Raw genomic sequence first — 14,609 nt, forward strand, 5'->3', positions numbered from 1 at the left:
GGGGTTCGCTATGCTGACCGTGTCGAATGTCGACCTCTACTATGGTGCCGCCCAGGCCTTGCGCGGTGTCTCACTCACCGCAAAACCCGGTGCGATCACCTGCGTGCTCGGTCGCAACGGCGTCGGCAAGACGTCGCTGTTGCGCGCCGTCGTCGGCCAGCAGCCGATCCGCGCCGGCCAGATCGCCCTCGACGGCGACGATCTCGGCCGCTCGGCGCCCTATGCGAGAGCGCGGAAGGGCATCGGCTTCGTGCCGCAGGGCCGCGAGATCTTCCCGCTGCTGACGGTCAGGGAGAATCTTCAGACCGGCTTCGCGCCGCTCAAATCCGCCGACCGGTCGATCCCCGAGCATGTTTTCGAGCTGTTCCCGGTTCTCGCCGACATGCTCGGCCGGCGCGGCGGCGATCTTTCCGGCGGCCAGCAGCAGCAACTCGCGATCGGCAGGGCGCTGGTGACCCGGCCCCGGCTGCTGGTTCTGGACGAGCCGACCGAGGGCATCCAGCCGTCGATCATCAAGGATATCGGCCGGGCGATCCGCTATCTGAAGGACCAGTCCGGCCTCGCGATCCTGCTTGTCGAGCAATATCTCGATTTCTGCCGGGAGCTCGCCGACCAGGTCTACATCATGGATCGCGGCGAGATCGTCTTCGACGGCCCCGCCGAGGGGCTCGACGATCCCGATGTTCGCAAGCATCTGACGGTTTGAACTGGCGGAAGCCGCAAGGATGCTGCAAGCACAAGATATGCAGACCCACCGCCCTCAAACGCGGGTGAATCGGCCGCCCGCCTCGCCGTCGCTTCCGGCCGAAGCCGGGCGTGTCGTTCCGATGCAGCGCGCGGCCGGCTCGGCGACAGCGGAATTCCAGGTGATCGAAGGCCGCACCCGTTTGAAGCGGCTGCACCAGTCCGGGTGCCTGAAACTGCGGTTTCCCCGCCTGCCACGGCCGGAGGCCGAGGCGATCCTGATCAACACGTCCGGCGGGCTGACTGGCGGCGACCGCATCGACCAGGCATTCACCGTTTCCGATTGCGCCAGCCTGACGGTGACGACCCAGGCCTGCGAGCGCGTCTACCGGGCGGCGGAAGGCCATGCCGCCGTCGCGACGCGCATCGCCGTCGGGCCGGAGGCGCGTTTTTATTGGCTGCCGCAGGAAACCATCCTGTTCGATGGCGGGGCGGTCCGGCGCGCATTGGAACTCGAGGCCACCGAATCCTCCCGCTTCCTGTTGTGCGAGAGCGTGATCCTCGGACGCGAGCGCATGGGCGAGACTGTCGAGACCGGCATGTTCCGCGACCGCTGGCGCGTGCGCGTCGGCGGGCGGCTGGTCTTTGCCGACGATCTGCTGCTCGACGGCGCGATCGGCGAGCGAGCGAAACGGGCCGCGAGCCTTGCCGGAAACCGGGCTTTTGCCACGTTGGTCGCGCAGGGACCCGGCGTCGAATGCGGTCTTAACGACATTCGCGCGATCATCGGGGAGGCAGGGGGCGCGAGCCTTGTCGATGGCTTGCTCGTCGCCCGCATCATGGCGCCTTCGGGTTTTCTGTTGCGCAAGCGGCTGGTGCCGCTGCTGTCGGCTCTGGCGAACGGGCCGCTGCCGCTTGTATGGTCGCTCTGACGAACCGGCGAAGGATGGACGAATGCAGCTGACCCCGCGCGAAAAGGACAAGCTCCTCATCTCCATGGCCGCCATCGTCGCGCGGCGCCGGCTGGAGCGGGGCGTCAAGCTGAACCACCCGGAGGCGATCGCGCTGATCAGCGACTTCGTCGTCGAGGGCGCGCGCGAGGGTCGCTCCGTGGCCGACCTGATGGAGGCGGGTGCCCATGTGATCACCCGCGATCAGGTGATGGACGGCATTGCCGAGATGATCCACGACGTTCAGGTCGAGGCGACCTTTCCGGACGGCACCAAGCTGGTGACGGTGCACGAGCCGATCCGCTGAGGATCGGCGAGGGCATCGGCCGAACCGCCCAGCCCACGAAGATGATCGATCAGCTGCCCTGCTGGAGGTCCTCGTCGTCCCCGCCGGCCTGATTTTGGTCCGAGGCGTCGGTCGTCGGCATCGTCATGCTCGAAGGGTCGCTCGCGGCCGCTTTCTCGGCTTCCTCAAGCGACGAGACGGCGATCGGTGCAACAGCGGCGGCGAGGTGGTTCCGCGGCGTTCCGCCGATGAACCGATAGCCCTGCTCGACCGTGGAATAGTAGGCGGCCCCGACGATTCCGTTCATGGTAACAGTTCGCATCATCACCGGGTCGCCGGACCCCGCCGATCCGGTCCATGCGAGAAGTATCGCCGCGATCACGCATGATCTCAGCATGAGGTCGACTCCCTTCCGTTGTCGGCCATCACGGTTCCGATCGTTGTTTGTCGGAACTTTGCGATGGCCTTGGCCGATCCTATCCGGCGCCGAAGCGCGGCGTCGATGGGTTGGCTCCACGCACAGAATAACAGATGCGTGTGTGGAGAGTTTCCTTCTTGCCTCGACCGTCCTGCCGCTGCGTTAGCAAACTCCTTCCTGGAACAGGAGACTTCGTTCTTTGACGCGATGCGGAAAAGTGACGAGAAACCCTTTGACAGCTGCATTGCGGCCTTCCATGATCCGCACAGCAACCCGGCAGAATGCCGGGCGGGACGCGACCCAATCCGGGGCGCCTGTCGACCAAACGAGGGACAATTATGCTCAAGCGCCTTTCACTCGCCGCCGCCACGCTTTTTGCCGCGACGGTGCCCGCCTTTGCCCATATCAATCCGGCCGAGCATGGCTCGCTGGTCACCGGCTTCGTGCATCCGCTGCTGGGCTGGGATCACATGCTGGTCATGGTCGCCGTCGGCATCTGGGCGGCGATGATCGGCGGTCGCGCCTTGTGGGCGGTCCCGCTCGCCTTCGTCGCTGTGATGAGCGCCGGCTTCGCCCTGGCGGTCGCTGGAATCGCGCTGCCCTTCGTCGAGCCGGTGGTGCTCGCCTCGGTCGTCGCGCTCGGCCTCTTGATCGCCATGGCGGTAAAGCTGCCGGTTTCGCTCGCCGCGACGATCGTTGGTGCCTTCGCGTTGTTTCACGGGGCGGCGCATGGCGCCGAACTCGGCGCGTCCGGGGCCGCAATCTTCGGCCTCAGCTTTGCGATGGCGACGGCGTTGCTGCATGGCGGCGGATTGCTGCTCGGCAACACTCTGGTCCGGACGGCGAATCCAATCCTGCTGCGGGCGATCGGCGCGCTGTCGGCCGGCGCCGGCCTCTATCTGATGGCCGGCTGATCGTCCGCGACCTTCGAGCCGCGCCGGGCGGCGGGGAGATGTCATGCCGGAATTCCTGCGCGCGCCGCAGCCGGTCGGGGAATACGATCTGATGGCGATCGGCCCGGTGCTCCTTGCCGTGCTCGTCATCCTGGGGCTGCGCAAGGTCTGGAGCCATTGGTCATGATCCCCGGCGAAATCATCACTGCAAAGGGCGACATCGTCCTCAACGAGGGCGCGACGCCCGTCACGCTCGAGGTCGCCAATACCGGCGACCGGCCGATCCAGATCGGCAGCCACTACCACTTCGCCGAGACCAATCCGGCGCTCGCCTTCGACCGGGCTGCGGCGCGCGGCATGCGCCTCGACATCGCCGCCGGCACGGCCGTGCGCTTCGAGCCGGGGCAGACGCGCGAGGTGACGCTGGTGCCGCTCGGCGGCGCACGCAAGATCCATGGCTTCAACGGCAAGGTGATGGGGGCGCTCTGAGGCGGCCGCGCCAGCCTCGCGATGCAATTGTTCAGCCTGTGCCTGATCCGATCAGGCCAGTGTGTTCTGCAAGGAGGAGGAAACCAATGTGCAACCAATGCGTGATCGAAGGCGTGAAGCGGACGATGCTCAGCCGGCGGCGGCTGCTCGGGGGCGGCGCGTCCGCGGCGGCGGCGCTCGGCCTGGCAGGGTCGGCCCTGGCTCAGGATGCCGCGAAGCCCGCTGTCGATGCCGGCAAGTCTCTCGCGGACATGGCGATCAGCGATCTGACCCATGAGCTCCATCCGGACTTTCCGACCTTCTTCGGCGAGCAGCAATTCTTCATGGAGCCGAAGTTCTCCTACGAAAAGGACAAGTTCAACCTGTTCGAGCTCCGGGTGAACGAGCACACCGGCACCCATGTCGACGCGCCGCTGCATTTTTCCGCCGACGGCCAGTCGGTCGCCGAGATCCCGGTCGAGAAGCTGATCGCGCCGCTGGTCGTCGTCGACATCAAGGCCAAGGCGGCGGACGACGCGGACGCGCAGGTGACGCCCGACGACATCAAGGCCTGGACCGACGCCAATGGCGAGCTGCCGGAAAACTGCTGCGTGGCGATGAACTCGGGATGGCAGCAGCATCTCGATAGCGAAAAATTCCGCAACGCCGACGACAAGGGCGTGATGCATTTTCCCGGCTTTCATGTCGAGGCGGCGCAAATGCTGCTCGAAGGCTCCGCCGTCGGCATCGCCGTGGATACGCTGTCGCTCGATTTCGGCCAGTCGCCGGACTTCGCCGTGCATTATGCATGGCTGCCGGAAGGGCGCTGGGGCCTCGAATGCATCGCCAATCTCGACGCGATGCCGGCGGTCGGCGCCACCCTCATCCTTGGCGCGCCGAAGCACCGGGGCGGATCCGGTGGGCCGTCGCGGGTGCTGGCATTGAGCTGAGGGGAGCGGGCCATGGCGACGGCGCCGATCATCTCCGACGAGCAAGCCTCGCCCGAAATCCGGGCGGTGTTCGACGATATCCGCGCCGTCCGCGGCACCGACTTCGTCAACAATTTCTGGCGAGTGCTGGCGGCGGATCCCCACACGCTCAAGCGGACCTGGGAGGAGGTGAAGGCGGTGATGATCGCGCCGGGCGCGCTCGATCCGCTCACCCGCGAAATGCTCTACATCGCGGTCTCGGTGACCAATGGTTGCGGCTATTGCGCGCACTCGCACACGGCGGCGGCGAGGGCCAAGGGAATGACGGCCGAGCAGTATGGCGAGCTTCTGGCGATCGCCGGTCTCGCGGCAAAGACCAACCAGTTGGCCGACGCCCTGCAAGTGCCGATCGATCCGGAGTTTCTGGCCTGATTGAGGGGCAGAGAACCGGTGCTATGTCGAACTCAACGCGCCGGCTTCGGCGCTCGGCGGATGATGGCGCGATGTGAGCCGGACGAACTGCCTCGCGTTACCGCGCTGCGGCCGATCGCGCTCGGACCGCTGCGGGCGAAGGCGCCGGCGTTGAGGCTGTTGAGGTCGGAGCGCCCCTCCATTGCCCTCAACTCTATCGGGACATCCGCACCCTGCCCGAAGCGGGGAACGATCGGCCGCAGATAGCTGTCGTCGTAATCGCGACCATAGGCGCGCTCCTCGATCGTGTCGCCGAAGACTTTGGCGCCGGGAATGCGCGGGCCCGCGGGCGGCGGCGCGCCAACGATCCGCGCGCCGGACATCGACATGCCCGGCACGTCCGCCATCGGACCGGGATCGAACGCCTGGGCAAAGACGGGCGCCGGCGCGCCCGCAAGAAGAAGGGCGAGAAACGCAAAGCGGGACACGGCTACTCCCCTCAGACAAGGCGAACGATTCCGACGACCTGGCAGACATATTAGCCGGTCATGGCCGTCTGCCGGACATTTCACGACAGTCTCGCCGATCCCATGAAAACTTGGAAGACAAGCTTTCGCGACCGCCTTATGGTCTTCAATGGTGCGACGCAGCGACGGACGATGCGGAGCGCCGATCCTGTCCGGCCCCTCGACGCGAGATCGCCCATGCCCGCCACGATCCCCCGCTCCTCCTATGCCGCGATGTTCGGCCCGACGACCGGCGACAAGGTGCGCCTCGCCGACACCGAGCTCATCATCGAGGTCGAAAAGGACCTCACCACCTATGGCGAGGAGGTGAAGTTCGGCGGCGGCAAGGTGATCCGCGACGGCATGGGGCAAAGCCAGCATTCGCGTGCCGACGGGGCGGTCGACACGGTCATCACGAACGCGCTGATCCTCGATCACACCGGCATCTACAAGGCGGATATCGGCCTGAGGGACGGGCGGATCGCCGCTATCGGCAAGGCCGGTAATCCCGATACCCAGCCGGACGTCACCATCGTCGTCGGACCCGGCACCGAGGCGATCGCCGCCGAAGGCAAGATCGTCACCGCCGGCGGTTTCGACAGCCATATCCACTTCATCTGCCCGCAGCAGATCGAGGAGGCGTTGTTTTCCGGCGTTACGACGATGCTCGGGGGCGGCACCGGCCCGGCGCATGGCACCCTTGCCACGACCTGCACGCCCGGCCCCTGGCACATGGCGCGGATGCTGCAGGCGGCGGACGCCTTTCCGATGAATCTCGGCTTTTCCGGCAAGGGCAACGCCTCGCTGCCGGCGGCGCTGGAGGAAATGGTCAAGGGCGGCGCCTGCGCGCTGAAGCTGCACGAGGACTGGGGCACGACGCCCGCCGCCATCGATTGCTGCCTGTCGGTCGCCGACGCTTTCGACGTCCAGGTGATGATCCACACCGACACGCTGAACGAATCGGGCTTCGTCGAGAACACCGTCGACGCCTTCAAGGGCCGCACGATCCACGCCTTCCACACCGAGGGCGCCGGCGGCGGCCATGCGCCGGACATCATCAAGATCTGCGGCCTGCCGAACGTGCTGCCGTCATCGACCAATCCGACCCGGCCCTACACGGTGAATACGCTGGAAGAACATCTCGACATGCTGATGGTCTGCCACCATCTCGACGCGTCGATCCCCGAGGACATCGCATTCGCCGAAAGCCGCATCCGCAAGGAGACCATCGCGGCCGAGGACATCCTGCACGATCTCGGCGCCTTTTCGATCATCGCCTCGGACTCCCAGGCGATGGGCCGCGTCGGCGAAGTGATCGTCCGCACCTGGCAAACCGCCGACAAGATGAAGCGCCAGCGCGGCCGGTTGCCCGAGGAAGCCGGCGACAACGACAATTACCGCGCCCGCCGCTATGTCGCGAAATACACCATCAACCCGGCGATCGCGCAGGGAATGAGCCGCGAGATCGGCTCGGTCGAGATCGGCAAGCGCGCCGACCTGGTGCTGTGGGACCCGGCGTTCTTCGGCGTCAAGCCGATGATGGTGCTGCTCGGCGGAACGATCGTGGCGGCCCCGATGGGCGATCCCAACGCCTCGATCCCGACGCCGCAGCCGGTCCACTACCGGCCGATGTTCGGCGCCTTCGGCAAGGCTGTCGGGGCGAGCGGCGTCAGCTTCGTGTCGAAGGCCGCTACGGATGAGGGGCTGCGCGAGCGGCTCGGCTGCGACAAGGCGTTTCTGGCGGTCGAGAACACCCGTGGCGGCATCTCCAAGGCATCGATGATCCTCAACGACGCAACGCCTGAGGTGCAGGTCGATCCGGAGACCTACGAAGTGCGGGCCGACGGCGCGCTCTTGACCTGCGAGCCCGCCACGGTCCTGCCAATGGCGCAGCGGTATTTTCTGTTTTAGAATTGGGTCCATGGCCGAACCTGCACCGACACCCGACGCCGATCTCTACGAGCGCGACTTCTACGCCTGGACGCAGGATCAGGCGGCGAAGTTGCGGGCGCGAGCGCACAATGCGATCGACTGGGAGAACGCGGCGGAGGAGATCGAGACATTGGGGCGGAGCGAGAAGCGTGAACTGGAAAGCCGCCTCGGCGTCCTTCTTCTCCACCTGCTGAAATGGCGGTATCAGCCGGAAGGGCGATCGAACAGTTGGCGGGGGACGATCAACGAACAGCGTCGGCGGATAGGCCGTGAAATCGTCGCCAGCCCCAGTCTCGCGGGCTATCCGGGCCAGATTCTCTACGAGGAATATCCTGACGCCCGACTAAAGGCGGCTGGCGAGACCGGTCTGTCGGAGGAGACCTTTCCGCTCGATTGCCCGTTCACGATCGATCAGATCCTCCACGAGACTTTCTACCCCGAGACCGACTGATGCATGCGCCGGGTCCGGCCGGCTCAGTCCCCGACGAGCTCGCGCTGTCATGGACAGTGACGCGATAGCCGGCGGCAAGGACGTCGACGCTGGGTTTCGGTGTGACCACCGTGAGCAGGCCGCCGGAGAGTTCGCCGACGCAGTCGTAGCCGCTGGCGCTCCAGCGCAGCAGGCGGCGCTTCCAGATCAGCCATGGCGCGCCGTCGATCAGCACGAAGGCGCCGTCCGGGATGTCCGCGACCGCCTTCGTATGATGCACCTGTTCGCGCAGCCGTGATTTTACCCGATGGGCATGGAGCATGTCGTCCATGGCTTTGGCCGTGGGCGGTGCGTCGAGACAATGGGCCGTCGCCCAAGCGGTGCGGTAGGCGTTGAAATCCGCGCGGCGGCACTCCGCGCAAGGGCGATGGCCGCCCGCCAGCGCCGTCGCTTCGTCGAGAAAGAACAATTCGGTATAGCGGCCCGGCGTCATCGGCGTGCGCTTTCGACCGCGAAAGGCGAGTGTGCAGGCGATCCAGGCCTTGTGCTTCCAGCGGCTCCGGCCGAGTTCTCGGTTGCCATCATGGAGGATGCCGCGATTGCCCATCAGCGTGCCCCGCGCCGGGTCGGCGATGATCTCGCCCAGCGGCGTCACGCGGTTTTGCAGCGGCATGGTCGCTCCTCATGGTTTGCCCGTGGTAGAGGGCTGGCAGCTTGCTCGTCGCGGCCGTATCCTTGCCGCGAAGGCGACAGGGCGCGCGTAAGCGTGTGGAAGCAGGAAGATAGAATGATCCTTGGCACTTCGGTCAAGCGCGCGGGCGAATGGACGTACGCCGCCGACACGATCACGCTTGACGAGACGGCGCGGCATCGCCGGCGCATGGCGATGGTCTCGGACGAGGGCATCGCCTTTCTGCTCGATCTGCCCGAGGCGACGCTGCTGAGGGATGGCGACGCGATCCGGCTCGACGACGGCCGGTTGATCGCGGTGCGGGCAAAGCCCGAAGAACTTTATGAGATTCGCGGCAAGGATGCCCGGCATCTTCTCGCTCTTGCCTGGCAGATCGGCAACCGTCATCTGCCGGCGCAGCTTTTCGACGATTGCATCCTGATCCGCCGCGACCCGGTCATTCGCGAGATGCTGTCCGGCCTCGGCGCGACGATCACCGAAGTGGAGGCCGGGTTCGACCCGGAAGGCGGCGCCTATGAGGTGCACGGCCATGATCATGCTCACGAGCCTTCGGCCGAGACCGCAATCCGGTGAGTGAAACCACATCCTTGACGAAGCAAGAGACGGCCGGCGACGCCGCGACCGTTCACCTGCCGCAATTGCTGACGCTGTTTTCGCCGGCCTTTCCGATCGGCGGCTTCGCGTGGTCGCATGGGCTGGAGACGGCGGTCGCAGAGGGGCTCCTCAACGACGCTGACAGTGTCGCCGACTGGATCGCGGTGCTGCTCGACCGGGGCAGCGGCTGGAACGATTGCGTGCTGCTTACGGAGGCGTGGCGCTCCGCGAAGGATGGAGACCCCGACCGGCTTGCCGCCGTGGCCGAACTGGCATTGGCGCTGGCTGGAAGCGCCGGACGGCGGGCCGAGACGCTGGCGCTGGGAACCGCCTTCGCGGAGGCATCGCGGCCGTGGCTCGATGCGTCAAGGCAGGGTTGGGCGGTCGGGGGACGTCAGGATGATAGCGCGGCCGCACCTTACCCCGTCGCGGCGGGGCATCTCGCAGCCAGCGCCGGACTGCCCTTGGCTGACACGCTGCTCGGCTACTCGCACGGTTTCGCGGCCTCGCTCGTCTCGGCCGCCGTGCGTCTGGTTCCGCTGGCCCAAAGCGACGCGGTTCGGGTCCTGCGGCGGCTGGAGCCGGTCCTTCAGGCGACGGCCGAACGCGCCGCGCGATCGACGCTGGACGATCTGGGTTCGGCGGCGCTAGGGTCCGACATCGCCGCACTGCGGCATGAAACGCTCCGAACGAGGCTCTTTCGGTCATGATCCACACAAACGGCCCGCTCAGGGTCGGCATCGGCGGCCCGGTCGGCTCCGGCAAGACGACGCTGGTCGAGAAGCTCTGCAAGGCGGCGCGCGAGACATGGTCGATCGGGGTCGTCACCAACGACATCTATACGCGCGAGGACGCCGAGGCGCTGGTGCGGCTGCAGGCGCTGTCGTCCGACCGCATTATCGGGGTCGAGACCGGCGGCTGCCCGCACACCGCGATCCGTGAGGACGCCTCGATCAACATCGCCGCGATCCGCGATTTGCGGGCGCGGCATCCGGCCCTCGATCTGGTGCTGGTGGAATCGGGCGGCGACAATCTCGCCGCGACCTTTTCGCCGGACCTCGTCGATCTGTCGATCTACGTCATCTCGGTCTGTCAGGGCGACGATATCCCCAGGAAAGGCGGGCCGGCGATCAGCCGCTCGGACCTGCTCGTCATCAACAAGACCGATCTGGCGCCCCATGTCGGGGCCGATCTGGAGCGGATGCGGACCGACGCGGCCAGCGCGCGCGGCGAGCGGGCGACGCTGTTCGCCGACCTGTCGCGCGCCAAGGGCGTCGGCGACATTCTCGCCTTTCTCGCCGCTAAGGGCGGGCTGCCGGCGGTCGAGTCCGCCGCGTGACAAGGCTTTGGCTGAAGCAGCCGCTCGCGGTCCTTGCCGACGGCGCGGCCGGCGGGGTCGTTATCGCGGACGGGCGGATCGTCGAACTCGTGCCCTCGGGCGGCGCGCCCTCCGGGCCGGTCGACGCGGTCTTCGACGCCTCGCGGCATGTCGTGCTGCCGGGGCTGATCAACACCCACCACCATTTCTACCAGACGCTGACGCGGGCGCATCCGGCGGCGATCGACAAGGAACTGTTTCCGTGGCTGACCAGCCTCTACCCGATCTGGGCGCGTCTCGATCCGGAGAGCTTCCGCCTGTCGGTGCGGCTGGCGCTGACCGAGCTGCTGCTGTCGGGCTGCACGACCGCCGCGGACCATCACTACCTGTTTCCGGACGGGCTGGAGAGTGCCATCGACATCGAGGCCGATGAGGCGGCGGGACTTGGCATTCGCGTCACCTTGAGTCGCGGCTCGATGGACCTGTCGAAAAAGGATGGCGGCCTGCCGCCCGATAGCGTCGTCCAGGACAAGGACGACATCCTCGCCGACAGCGAACGGCTGATCGGCCGCTATCACGACCGGTCAGATGGCGCGATGACGCAGATCGCGCTGGCGCCCTGTTCGCCCTTCTCGGCGACCAAGAGCCTGATGATGGAGAGCGCGGCGCTGGCCGACGCGCATGATTGCCGACTGCACACCCATCTCGGCGAAACCGAGGACGAGAACGCCTTTTGCGAAGCGACATTCGGTTGCCGGCCGCTCGACTATCTGGAAGACGTCGGCTGGCTCGGGCCGCGCACCTGGCTCGCCCACGGCATACATTTCACCACCGAGGAATGCCGGCGCCTCGGCGCGCACAAGGTCGGCGTCTGCCATTGCCCGACCTCGAACGCGGTGCTGGCCTCGGGCTTTTGTCCGGTCAACGAATTGCAGGCTGCCGGCGCGCCGGTCGGGCTGGGCGTCGATGGTTCGGCCTCGAACGATGCCTCGAACCTGATCGAGGCGGCGCGCCACGCGCTGATGGTCGGACGCCTGAATTATCGTTCGGCCGAGGCGATCACCGCGCGAGACGTGCTGGCCATGGCGAGCGAAGGCTCGGCGGCCTGTCTCGGCCGCGCGGACATCGGCCGTATCGAGGTCGGACGGCAGGCCGATCTGGCCCTGTTCACCCTCGACGAATTGCGCTTTTCCGGCGCGCATGATCCGATCGCCGCACTGGTCCTGTGTGGCGCGACGCGGGCCGACCGGGTGATGGTGAAGGGCGAATGGCGCGTCCTCGACGGACAGCCTGTCGGGGTCGATTTGGCGCGGCTCCGGGCCGAACACGGCTTGGCGGCCGGGCGTTTCGGCTGATTCCGCGCCTAGCATACCGACGCCTGGCGAAACGAGCTGCGTGGGGCGAGGAACGCGTCACGCTTTTCGTCTGGCATGGGCTGGGGGCTGAAAGCAGCCGGATGCTTTCCGCTTTACGCCGCCGCTGCCGCTGTTGCAGAATGCTTGACCGAATGGTCAAAAACGACGGAAAGAGCCTGAATGTCCGAACAGACCGCCGCCCGGCTGACTACCCATGTGCTGGACACCAGCCTCGGCCGGCCTGCCTCCGGCATCGCCGTGACCCTATGGCGGCTCGGACATGGGGGCGGCCGCGAGAAGGTCGCCGAAGCCGTCACCAATGCGGACGGGCGCTGCGACGCGCCGCTGATGGCGGGGGAGACATTCGCGGTCGGCGAATATGAGCTCGTCTTCGCGGCCGGCACCTATTTCGATGCGACGGGCCGGGACCTGCCGGAGCCGAAATTCCTGAGCGACGTCGTCATCCGGTTCGGCATCGCCGACAAGACGCATTATCATGTGCCGCTGCTCATTTCGCCTTTCGGTTATTCAACCTATCGGGGCAGCTGATGACCGACCATGACGCCCCTCGGCCGATCCGCTTCGTCCTCAATGGCGAGGAGCGTGCCGTCGCGGGGCTGAAGCCGACGACGACGATACTCGATTATCTGCGCCGGGCGGAACGGTTGACCGGCACCAAGGAGGGCTGCGCGGAGGGCGACTGCGGCGCCTGTACCGTACTGATCGCCGAGCCGGATGGCGACGGCGGTCTCTCGCGCCGGGCGGTCAATGCCTGCATCCAGTTCCTTCCCTCGCTGAATGGCCGGGCGATCGAAACGGTCGAGCATATCGGCCGGGACGGCGCCCATCCGATCCAGACGGCGATGGTGGAGAAGCATGCCAGCCAATGCGGCTTCTGCACGCCCGGCTTCGTCATGCAGCTTTATGCCGGCTGGCTCACCGGCGCGATCTCGGATCGGCAGTCGGTCAAGGATCTGATCGCCGGCAATCTCTGCCGGTGTACCGGCTATGGGCCGATCGTCGACGCCGGGCTGGAACTCGGTTCGGTGTCGCTGCCCGATACCGTGAAGGAGGATGCGGCGCTCGCCGCTCGCCTGACCGAGATGGAAGGCGGCGACGTCTTCGCCTATGAGGCCGACGGCCATCGCTGGTTCGCGCCGACCGATGTTGACGAGCTCGCCGATACCTATGCCGCGCATCCGGAGGCGGTGCTGGTCGCGGGAGCAACCGATGTCGGGCTGTGGGTGACGAAACAGCATCGCGAGTTGCCGACGATCATCGACGTCAGCCACGTCCGCGACCTCCAGGTGATCGAGGAAGCGGCCGGCCGGGTCTTTATCGGGGCCGGCGTCACCCATCGCCGGGCCTTCGACATACTGACGGGTATGCACGCCGATCTCGGCGAGATGCTGCGCCGCTTCGCCGGCTGCCAGATCCGCAACGCCGGCACGGTCGGCGGCAACATCGCCAACGGCTCGCCGATCGGCGACCTGCCGCCCTGCCTGATCGCCCTCGACTCGCGGCTGCATCTGCGCCATGGCGAGACGGCCCGAGCGATCGACCTTGAGGATTTTTTCATCGCCTATGGTCGCCAGGACCGGGCGAAGGGCGAGTTCGTCGCCGCGGTCGAGGTGCCCCGGCTGGAGCCGAACCAGCGTTTCTTCGCGCACAAGATATCCAAACGCTTCGATTCCGACATTTCCGCCGTCATGGCGGCGTTCCGCCTGACCTTCGACGGCGATATGATCGCGGAGGCGCGGCTGGCCTTCGGCGGTATGGCCGAAACGCCCAAGCGCGCGGCGAAGGCCGAGGCCGCGCTTGTCGGCCAGCCATTGGACGAGGCGGCGGTCGAAGCTGCGGTCGTCGCGCTGGCCGAGGACTTCACTCCGCTGACCGACATGCGCGCCTCGGCCGCCTACCGGCTGAAGATGGCGCGGAACCTGTTGCGGCGGTTCTGGCTCGAACAGCAGGGCGGCGTGCGCACGCGCATCGAGACCGTCGCGGCCGACGACGCTCTGGAAGAGGTTGCGTGATGGACGAAACCCGCATCCAGGATCGCGGCGGCGCCGGCGAGCCCGCGCTGGAATCCCTCAGCGAGAAGCCACCAACCGAGGAGCGCGCCATACGGGGCGGAATCCGCTCGCCGCTCGCCCACGACAGCGGCGGCAAGCATGTCTCCGGTGCGGCGCGTTATGCCGACGACGATCCGGAACTGCCGGGAACGCTGCAAATCACCATCGCCATGTCCGAGCGCGCCCATGCGCGCATCGCCGGCATGGATCTCGACGCCGTTCGGTCGGCGCCGGGCGTCGTCGCCGTGCTGACCGCCGCGGACATTCCCGGCCAGAACGACTATTCGCCGGTGTTCGGCGACGATCCGATCTTTCCGGTCGACACGGTCGACTATGTCGGGCAGCCGCTGTTCGCCGTCGCCGCCGAGACGGAAGCGGCGGCACGGGCGGCGGCAAAGCTGGCGCGGATCGAATATGAGGAGCTGCCGGCGGCGATCGGCATCGATGACGCGATCGCCTTCGCCGACCAGGCCGGCGCGGATTTGCTTCCCGCCCACGAGATGAAACTCGGAGATGCCGGTGCCGCGCTCGATACCGCGCCGCGCCGGGTCAAGGCCCGCGTCGAGGTCGGCGGGCAGGACCATTTCTATCTGGAAGGCCAGATCGCCTATGCGATCCCGCAGGAAGACGGCGACGTGCTGGTGCGCTCGTCGACCCAGCATCCCTCCGAGG

At 66.9% G+C, this 14,609-nt stretch carries 20 protein-coding genes; 17 read left to right on the forward strand and 3 right to left on the reverse strand.

Annotation, left to right across the window (positions count from 1 at the left end):
- The first annotated feature begins 10 nt into the window (after positions 1-10).
- From urtE to MJ956_RS00530, 3 genes are read left to right on the forward strand one after another with little or no spacing between them, the layout of a single operon-like run.
- Positions 11-706 (forward strand): urea ABC transporter ATP-binding subunit UrtE, encoded by a 696-nt coding sequence (urtE, locus tag MJ956_RS00520; protein ID WP_253962528.1) that lies wholly within the window; start codon positions 11-13, stop codon positions 704-706.
- 19 nt (positions 707-725) lie between these two features.
- Entirely contained in the window at positions 726-1,616 is an 891-nt protein-coding gene (locus MJ956_RS00525; protein WP_253962529.1) for an urease accessory protein UreD, read from the forward strand.
- 22 nt (positions 1,617-1,638) lie between these two features.
- Positions 1,639-1,941: an urease subunit gamma gene (locus MJ956_RS00530; RefSeq protein ID WP_253962530.1), complete on the forward strand. Its 303-nt coding sequence runs from the start codon at positions 1,639-1,641 to the stop codon at positions 1,939-1,941.
- Positions 1,942-1,990: 49 nt separating this feature from the next.
- Here the strand turns inward: MJ956_RS00530 and MJ956_RS00535 are convergent, their stop codons facing one another.
- A complete protein-coding gene (locus MJ956_RS00535) occupies positions 1,991-2,317 on the reverse strand; it encodes a hypothetical protein (RefSeq protein WP_253962531.1) in 327 nt (108 codons plus the stop codon).
- A gap of 359 nt (positions 2,318-2,676) precedes the next feature.
- On the opposite strand from MJ956_RS00535, the gene MJ956_RS00540 reads away from it, so the two are divergent.
- From MJ956_RS00540 to MJ956_RS00555, 5 genes are all read left to right on the forward strand, one after another.
- Positions 2,677-3,252 (forward strand): HupE/UreJ family protein, encoded by a 576-nt coding sequence (locus tag MJ956_RS00540; RefSeq protein ID WP_253962532.1) that lies wholly within the window; start codon positions 2,677-2,679, stop codon positions 3,250-3,252.
- A 43-nt stretch (positions 3,253-3,295) separates the two neighbouring features.
- The gene (locus MJ956_RS18730; protein ID WP_256477678.1) at positions 3,296-3,418 is read left to right on the forward strand and encodes a hypothetical protein; all 123 of its coding nucleotides are present in this window, start codon (positions 3,296-3,298) and stop codon (positions 3,416-3,418) included.
- Positions 3,415-3,720, forward strand: coding sequence for an urease subunit beta (locus MJ956_RS00545; RefSeq protein ID WP_253962533.1), 306 nt, complete (start codon positions 3,415-3,417; stop codon positions 3,718-3,720). The genes MJ956_RS18730 and MJ956_RS00545 overlap by 4 nt, the downstream gene beginning before the upstream one ends.
- 86 nt (positions 3,721-3,806) lie before the next feature.
- On the forward strand, positions 3,807-4,649 hold the full coding sequence (locus tag MJ956_RS00550; protein WP_253962534.1) for a cyclase family protein: 843 nt from the start codon (positions 3,807-3,809) through the stop codon (positions 4,647-4,649).
- Positions 4,650-4,661: 12 nt separating this feature from the next.
- Entirely contained in the window at positions 4,662-5,060 is a 399-nt protein-coding gene (locus tag MJ956_RS00555; RefSeq protein WP_253962535.1) for a carboxymuconolactone decarboxylase family protein, read from the forward strand.
- Between the two features lie 32 nt (positions 5,061-5,092).
- Here the strand turns inward: MJ956_RS00555 and MJ956_RS00560 are convergent, their stop codons facing one another.
- Positions 5,093-5,527 carry a hypothetical protein gene (locus MJ956_RS00560; RefSeq protein ID WP_253962536.1) on the reverse strand — a complete coding sequence of 145 codons (435 nt, stop codon included), beginning with the start codon at positions 5,525-5,527 and terminating at the stop codon, positions 5,093-5,095.
- A 216-nt stretch (positions 5,528-5,743) separates the two neighbouring features.
- Between MJ956_RS00560 and ureC the strand changes: the two genes are divergently transcribed.
- Together ureC and MJ956_RS00570 are read left to right on the forward strand one after the other, a co-directional pair.
- A complete protein-coding gene (gene ureC, locus MJ956_RS00565; protein ID WP_253962537.1) occupies positions 5,744-7,456 on the forward strand; it encodes an urease subunit alpha in 1,713 nt (570 codons plus the stop codon).
- Between the two features lie 10 nt (positions 7,457-7,466).
- Positions 7,467-7,928: a DUF29 domain-containing protein gene (locus MJ956_RS00570; RefSeq protein WP_253962538.1), complete on the forward strand. Its 462-nt coding sequence runs from the start codon at positions 7,467-7,469 to the stop codon at positions 7,926-7,928.
- Here the strand turns inward: MJ956_RS00570 and MJ956_RS00575 are convergent.
- Positions 7,879-8,580, reverse strand: a complete 702-nt coding sequence (locus MJ956_RS00575) for a hypothetical protein (RefSeq protein ID WP_253962539.1) — start codon at positions 8,578-8,580, stop codon at positions 7,879-7,881. The genes MJ956_RS00570 and MJ956_RS00575 overlap by 50 nt on opposite strands.
- Before the next feature lie 114 nt (positions 8,581-8,694).
- Here MJ956_RS00575 and MJ956_RS00580 point away from each other — a divergent pair, with 114 nt between their 5' ends.
- From MJ956_RS00580 to MJ956_RS00610, 7 genes are all read left to right on the forward strand, one after another.
- Positions 8,695-9,171 carry an urease accessory protein UreE gene (locus tag MJ956_RS00580; RefSeq protein WP_253962540.1) on the forward strand — a complete coding sequence of 159 codons (477 nt, stop codon included), beginning with the start codon at positions 8,695-8,697 and terminating at the stop codon, positions 9,169-9,171.
- Between the two features lie 14 nt (positions 9,172-9,185).
- Positions 9,186-9,902: an urease accessory protein UreF gene (locus MJ956_RS00585; RefSeq protein WP_253962541.1), complete on the forward strand. Its 717-nt coding sequence runs from the start codon at positions 9,186-9,188 to the stop codon at positions 9,900-9,902.
- Positions 9,899-10,531 (forward strand): urease accessory protein UreG, encoded by a 633-nt coding sequence (gene ureG, locus MJ956_RS00590; RefSeq protein ID WP_253962542.1) that lies wholly within the window; start codon positions 9,899-9,901, stop codon positions 10,529-10,531. The genes MJ956_RS00585 and ureG overlap by 4 nt, the downstream gene beginning before the upstream one ends.
- A complete protein-coding gene (locus MJ956_RS00595; RefSeq protein ID WP_253962543.1) occupies positions 10,528-11,865 on the forward strand; it encodes an 8-oxoguanine deaminase in 1,338 nt (445 codons plus the stop codon). The genes ureG and MJ956_RS00595 overlap by 4 nt, the downstream gene beginning before the upstream one ends.
- A 180-nt stretch (positions 11,866-12,045) precedes the next feature.
- A complete protein-coding gene (gene uraH / locus MJ956_RS00600; RefSeq protein WP_253962544.1) occupies positions 12,046-12,414 on the forward strand; it encodes a hydroxyisourate hydrolase in 369 nt (122 codons plus the stop codon).
- Positions 12,414-13,898 carry a xanthine dehydrogenase small subunit gene (xdhA, locus tag MJ956_RS00605; protein WP_253962545.1) on the forward strand — a complete coding sequence of 495 codons (1,485 nt, stop codon included), beginning with the start codon at positions 12,414-12,416 and terminating at the stop codon, positions 13,896-13,898. Before uraH ends, xdhA begins: the two co-directional genes overlap by 1 nt.
- A partial coding sequence (locus MJ956_RS00610; protein WP_253962546.1) for a molybdopterin cofactor-binding domain-containing protein occupies positions 13,898-14,609 on the forward strand: 712 nt, incomplete at its 3' end. The genes xdhA and MJ956_RS00610, both read left to right, overlap by 1 nt.

This window comes from Aurantimonas marianensis, from assembly GCF_024195285.1.
GTDB classification, from domain to species: Bacteria; Pseudomonadota; Alphaproteobacteria; order Rhizobiales; family Rhizobiaceae; genus Aurantimonas; species Aurantimonas marianensis.

Coding starts and splice junctions, on each gene's coding strand:
- MJ956_RS00555 (WP_253962535.1), top strand. CDS start 4,662: ATGGCGACGGCGCCGATCATCTCCGACGAGCAAGCCTCGCCCGAAATC.
- MJ956_RS00545 (WP_253962533.1), top strand. CDS start 3,415: ATGATCCCCGGCGAAATCATCACTGCAAAGGGCGACATCGTCCTCAAC.
- urtE (WP_253962528.1), top strand. CDS start 11: ATGCTGACCGTGTCGAATGTCGACCTCTACTATGGTGCCGCCCAGGCC.
- MJ956_RS00575 (WP_253962539.1), bottom strand. CDS start 8,580: ATGCCGCTGCAAAACCGCGTGACGCCGCTGGGCGAGATCATCGCCGAC.
- MJ956_RS18730 (WP_256477678.1), top strand. CDS start 3,296: ATGCCGGAATTCCTGCGCGCGCCGCAGCCGGTCGGGGAATACGATCTG.
- uraH (WP_253962544.1), top strand. CDS start 12,046: ATGTCCGAACAGACCGCCGCCCGGCTGACTACCCATGTGCTGGACACC.
- MJ956_RS00580 (WP_253962540.1), top strand. CDS start 8,695: ATGATCCTTGGCACTTCGGTCAAGCGCGCGGGCGAATGGACGTACGCC.
- MJ956_RS00535 (WP_253962531.1), bottom strand. CDS start 2,317: ATGCTGAGATCATGCGTGATCGCGGCGATACTTCTCGCATGGACCGGA.
- MJ956_RS00540 (WP_253962532.1), top strand. CDS start 2,677: ATGCTCAAGCGCCTTTCACTCGCCGCCGCCACGCTTTTTGCCGCGACG.
- xdhA (WP_253962545.1), top strand. CDS start 12,414: ATGACCGACCATGACGCCCCTCGGCCGATCCGCTTCGTCCTCAATGGC.
- MJ956_RS00525 (WP_253962529.1), top strand. CDS start 726: ATGCTGCAAGCACAAGATATGCAGACCCACCGCCCTCAAACGCGGGTG.
- MJ956_RS00550 (WP_253962534.1), top strand. CDS start 3,807: ATGTGCAACCAATGCGTGATCGAAGGCGTGAAGCGGACGATGCTCAGC.
- ureG (WP_253962542.1), top strand. CDS start 9,899: ATGATCCACACAAACGGCCCGCTCAGGGTCGGCATCGGCGGCCCGGTC.
- MJ956_RS00530 (WP_253962530.1), top strand. CDS start 1,639: ATGCAGCTGACCCCGCGCGAAAAGGACAAGCTCCTCATCTCCATGGCC.
- MJ956_RS00570 (WP_253962538.1), top strand. CDS start 7,467: ATGGCCGAACCTGCACCGACACCCGACGCCGATCTCTACGAGCGCGAC.
- ureC (WP_253962537.1), top strand. CDS start 5,744: ATGCCCGCCACGATCCCCCGCTCCTCCTATGCCGCGATGTTCGGCCCG.